Genomic DNA, 4903 nt, shown 5'->3' with positions numbered 1-4903 from the left:
CTGATCGTTGTATCTAATACTGGGGGCAGGTCAAAGTCATTCGCCCTATAACGGTAGATGTCCCTGTTAGGCTGCAGTCATTCCTGCACACTTCATCACAGTGACAAAGGTAGAAAACTACGAGGCGATGCTGCATTTTGCATGCAGCATGTATTATCTGAAATAAAAGCCTATTGGGATTGGATTTTATTAAAAAAACCTTACTACGGATATGACTTGTTATTTTACTAGCTCTCGCCACCCCCTTAATGCAATTAACAAACCACAAAATTTCAATTGCATTATTATCATTGCTGTGGCTGGTATGAATTTCCATGTCCGTATGTGATATGATGAAAGGTGAGTTGATAGCTTTATTTTATCTTTTCTTGAAAGATTGTGTTTTTTTGAGAAATATTCAAATGAATTTATTACTTTATCTTTCTTACCAGAAGTTATCCTTTCTCCTTCATGTGATATATCCTGAACATAACTCTCACCTTTTATTCTTTTTGCTTTATTTTTTGTTTTTGAGAGTATATTATACCAGCATTCAAAATCTTGCCAAATTAAAAGACTCTCATCAAAGTTATTATCTTTAAGGAGAGCTGATTTTGTGAAAACCTGATTACCAGCAAAATTATAATATAGCAAATCATTACTTGATATGATATCTTTGCTAAAGACATTTATCTTTCCCTTCCGTATCCCTATCTTTTTTTTCAATAGGGCATCTGAGTATATGAATGCAAATTTATCTAGCAGCGACACATTGGCCATAAAGTTAGATATCCTATTTTCTAAGAAATAATCATCATCATCAAGCCCGGTAATATATTTACCACTGCTAGCATTTATGGCTACGTTCCTGCTATAACAAGCACCCTTGTTACATTTATTTATAGTAAATTTTATTCTGCTATCAGTCATCGACATTTCTTTTATATATGAATCAGTACCATCAGTTGAACAATCATCAACAATAATTATCTCCAGGTTTGAATATGTTTGTTTCATTACTGAATCCAAAGCTCTTTTTAATAAACCAAGCCTATTGAATGTTATGATGTAAACTGAAACTAATTCTTCCATTCTTAACTCTCTCTATCAAAACCACTTTCGTTATTTATGTTTAACCCACTCTAATTAATAATTTTAGTGGCGTAAATTTTTCAAATAAGCATATCCGCAACAATTCAAGCTGTATAATTAATGCTCATAATTTTGCATGGATATAGTTTTATAAAAAACACCATATAATCTTTCATACCATTACCTGTAATTCAGGTGCGTTACTGATTTCCATCTATGAATGAAAACCGTTTTTATGATTCCATAGCATGAACGCCTATTATGCAACAGAACCTTTATCTTGTTTCAGCTTTTTTTAACATTCTACGGTAATATGTTCTACAAATAATACCTAACTCAATCCACGGCTGCAATGTGCGAGCTGAGCCAGCTACTGGTTTTCGCTTTGAAATTTTCCCACCACTTTTCCACCCTTGCGCCCTCTGGCGGTCTGTATCTCTGGCGTGTGTGTCTTGGCTACCCATTCCTGCCAGCCTTTTTCGTTGAACCGTTGAAACGTCCATTTAGCAACGATCTTTCCGATGGTCGCGTACTCTACGGCTGATAGCGGGGTGACTAATTGCAGATTGTAGGCCTCAACACGCTGTATCGTTGCATCAAGCCATTGCGGATAGTCTGGATACCCCTGTCGAATCGCCCTGTAAGACCACTGACGACTTTTCTCGAACAAAGTGCAGTACGGCCTAATCCATAGTCAGGGTCAATTTTAGAAGCGTTAGTGGCGGTCATATCGACACAATCAGCCAACCAGTCGAATGTATAGGCGTTTTGTTCCCATACTGTCACTAGACTGGCCCCCTGAATCTCCAGACAACCAATATCACTTAAATAAGTGATAGAAGGAACTGCCGGAAAGACCGTCAGAGATGGCGGTCATCTTTCGAAGTCCCACTGCTGAATAGAAAAGCCTCTCCGGAGGTTTTTTTGTTTTCTGCTCTCCCGGGCATTTACCATAACGTCGCATTGTACGCACCGCGAAAACGGCCTCAGGGCGTTTCTGGCAGGAAACCGGTAAAACAGGCAACAAACCACCCGAAAACCCGCCAGAAACGCGCAGGCTCTGTTTTTACGGCATGCATGAGTATGCGCGCAAGTGCATAGTGCGGAAATTCACCCCATTCAGCCAGGGTAAGTCCTGTTTCCAACGTTCTTCCCATCCGAAAACGGTGAATGGGGACGCAATTTATTGCGTGTCCGTGAAGCGTTGCCGGCGCAGCCGGAAAACCGGTTTTCATCACGTTCAGGAATCGGGTTCGTCGACGGCCGGCAATCACGTTATGGCAAGTCGCCGGACGACTCACTACACGATTCACCGGCGATTCGACTCGTGACTTGACTCTAGAGTCACCAAGGTCAAAAAAAAACCAAAATGACGATTCGACTCTAGAGTCAAGTCGTCATAAGTTACTGATAGTCTTAAGTGAGTCGTCGATGACTCTATGACGAGTCGTCGGCAAGTCGTACACGAATCGCCGACGACTTGGATTCACCTTACAGAAAGTAATACTGCGTAATTTAGTAACCCACAACTAACTGATATTAATGAGTTATCTTCAAAATTTTAATTTTGCGTGGGGTGTGGGTATGGGTATTTTTAGTGGTGAGGAGCATTCAGAGATCTGACGATTTTTGGGAAGGTTCAGGAACTCCCCGGAATGGCCGGAGAGGAAAACTGAAGCATGATGGGGTCAGGATTTTTTCCAGAATTTCCACCACGGGGAATGGGGTGGTGAAGAAGGTTCGTGCTTGTGCTCCAGAAGCTGCATAGCCTGACGAAGGGAATCAATATGCTCATCTCGAGCCTTAACAGCCCCTTTAAGACCATCGTTTTCAGCTTCAAGTAAAGCGATTCTATGTTGTAAATCATGTAAACCAACGCTGTTAACACCTGTAGATTCCGCGTCACTTTTTACATCATATTTTACAGTATCGATTACACCATCAAGAGAACCAAACACTCTAATAAGCTCAGAAGTATCAATAACTTTAATAGCCTTCCCGTGCTTTAAAACAGAGGTGTAACTTAACTTCCCACTGTTAATCATCTTGTAAATTGTAGGACGACTAACCTTAACAAGCCGTGCCGCTTCACTAATAGACACTCTAGCCATCAGTTACCATCCTGTAATTCATCCAGTCTCGAGGACAGTGTACGGAAAAGATGCTCCGCATCATCGTGGAATTTCTCACAAAGGTCGGCCTCTACATCGAGATCAAGCTCGTTAAGCTTCTCCAGCAGGAGCAGAGACTGATTCTGGATGAATTTAGCCATGTTCAGCGCTGTTTTCTGTTGTTTCGTCATAAGAAGCCTCAGAGCGTCAGTGCTCAATGTAAGAACAGTCTCTTTTCCGCTTCCTCGCTCACTCAGTCGCTACGCTCCGGTCGTTCGGCTGCGGCGAGCGGCAAGACCGTTCTTATAAAAGCTCGAGAAAACCGAGCGATCAAGGGAGGCGGAAAAGAGGAGGCCGCCCAACGGCCGTTTTTCCATAGGCTCCGCCCCCCTGACAAGCATCACAGAATTTGACGCTCAAATCAGTGGTGGCGAAACCCGACAGGACTATAAAGATACCAGGCGTTTCCCCCTGATGGCTCCCTCGTGCGCTCTCCTGTTCCTGCCATTCGGTTTACCGGTGTCATTCCGCTGTTATGGCCGCGTTTGTCTCATTCCACGCCTGACACTCAGTTCCGGGTAGGCAGTTCGCTCCAAGCTGGACTGTATGCACGACCCCCCCGTTCAGTCCGACTGCTGCGCCTTATCCGGTAACTGTCATCTTGAGTCCAACCCGGAAAGGCATGCAAAAGCGCCACTGGCAGCAGCCACTGGTAACTGATTTAGAGGAGTTAGTCTTGAAGTTATGTGCCAGTTAAGGCTAAACTGAAAGAACGAATTTGGTTACTGCGCTCCTCCAAGCCAGTTACCTCGGTTCAAAGAGCGCCAACTCCTCGAACCTTCGAAAAAACCGCCCGCCAAGGCGGTTTTTTCGTTTACAGAGCAAGAGATTACGACGATCCAAATGGGATCTCAAGAAGATCCTTTACGGATTGCCGTTCGTACCGCTATCAAGCGTGACTCCGGTCACCGTCGATGAAGGTGAAACAGCCCCACCTCCGGTGTCACGAACATTATTGACCTGACATGCCGCCAGAACCACAGAAACGGTAACAACCCCTAGGAAAAGTAATTTTTTCATATATCACCTTTTATTTTTATTATTCTAGGCAAATGGATATCTAGTAATTATTATTAAAATCCAGAGTTAAAAATGTGCGGATTCATCACTTGAATCCGCACATTCAATCACGATTTTTTAAAACCTGGCTTACCGTTAGCTGCTCGCCACTCTTTTACTGTTTTTACAACACCAGCAGGAGAATTATCGGCTCCTGCTTGAGGATGATAAATAAGATCCCAACCATCTGGATGTTCAGTCAACTGGCTGAACTCATAAATAGCCTCATCATGCTCAGACTCAGTAGCAAAGTCTGCCTTTTTAATTTTTTCGATAAACTCAATAAATTCCTGCTCTGTATAGTCAGCCAAAGTTTTATTAGCCATTTCAGTTCCCCTTATGAATTTCAATATGACGTTTAGGTGTTAATGCATTCAGGTTATCTACGTTATAGACATCACCACCTTTAGAAATTTCAACTTTATGGTGTAGTTCAACCTTAACCCTTTTACCTACAGAATCTCGGAATCGAACTGTTGGAGCTCGCCCTAATTTCATTCGCTCTATATCATCAGGATAAAACTGCTTACTGAGGTCCGGATCAGCAGCAACCGCTTTCCAGAAAGCCCGACGGAAAGAATCAAAACTACCGAAAGCCTTCC

At 42.8% G+C, this 4903-nt stretch carries 7 protein-coding genes; 1 reads left to right on the top strand and 6 read right to left on the bottom strand.

Going from position 1 to position 4903, the window contains the following annotated elements:
- Positions 1–219: 219 nt before the first annotated feature.
- The 3 genes from ACKLKD_RS27405 to ACKLKD_RS27395 all read right to left on the bottom strand — a co-directional run bounded on the left by ACKLKD_RS27405 (position 220) and on the right by ACKLKD_RS27395 (position 3373).
- Complete coding sequence (locus ACKLKD_RS27405) at positions 220–1071, bottom strand: glycosyltransferase (protein WP_087806448.1); 852 nt, start codon at positions 1069–1071, stop codon at positions 220–222.
- A gap of 1688 nt (positions 1072–2759) precedes the next feature.
- A complete protein-coding gene (locus ACKLKD_RS27400) occupies positions 2760–3182 on the bottom strand; it encodes a helix-turn-helix domain-containing protein (RefSeq protein WP_087806446.1) in 423 nt (140 codons plus the stop codon).
- The gene (locus tag ACKLKD_RS27395) at positions 3182–3373 is read right to left on the bottom strand and encodes a Rop family plasmid primer RNA-binding protein (RefSeq protein WP_087806444.1); all 192 of its coding nucleotides are present in this window, start codon (positions 3371–3373) and stop codon (positions 3182–3184) included. Before ACKLKD_RS27395 ends, ACKLKD_RS27400 begins: the two co-directional genes overlap by 1 nt.
- Before the next feature lie 415 nt (positions 3374–3788).
- Between ACKLKD_RS27395 and ACKLKD_RS27390 the strand changes: the two genes are divergently transcribed.
- Positions 3789–3902, top strand: a complete 114-nt coding sequence (locus ACKLKD_RS27390; RefSeq protein WP_087806442.1) for a replication initiation protein — start codon at positions 3789–3791, stop codon at positions 3900–3902.
- Positions 3903–4106: 204 nt separating this feature from the next.
- Here ACKLKD_RS27390 and ACKLKD_RS27385 read toward each other — a convergent pair whose 3' ends face one another.
- The 3 genes from ACKLKD_RS27385 to ACKLKD_RS27375 form a co-directional block, all read right to left on the bottom strand.
- A complete protein-coding gene (locus ACKLKD_RS27385) occupies positions 4107–4262 on the bottom strand; it encodes a colicin release lysis protein (protein ID WP_071561715.1) in 156 nt (51 codons plus the stop codon).
- Positions 4263–4369: 107 nt separating this feature from the next.
- Positions 4370–4627: a bacteriocin immunity protein gene (locus tag ACKLKD_RS27380; protein ID WP_010904244.1), complete on the bottom strand. Its 258-nt coding sequence runs from the start codon at positions 4625–4627 to the stop codon at positions 4370–4372.
- A 1-nt stretch (position 4628) separates the two neighbouring features.
- Positions 4629–4903, bottom strand: a 275-nt coding sequence (locus ACKLKD_RS27375) for an HNH endonuclease signature motif containing protein (protein ID WP_420062002.1), incomplete at its 5' end; no start/stop codon positions are given.

It is taken from the genome of Klebsiella sp. 10982 (assembly GCF_048589245.1).
Taxonomy (GTDB): domain Bacteria; phylum Pseudomonadota; class Gammaproteobacteria; order Enterobacterales; family Enterobacteriaceae; genus Klebsiella; species Klebsiella quasivariicola.
This window is presented reverse-complemented; position numbering and strand designations above follow the sequence as displayed.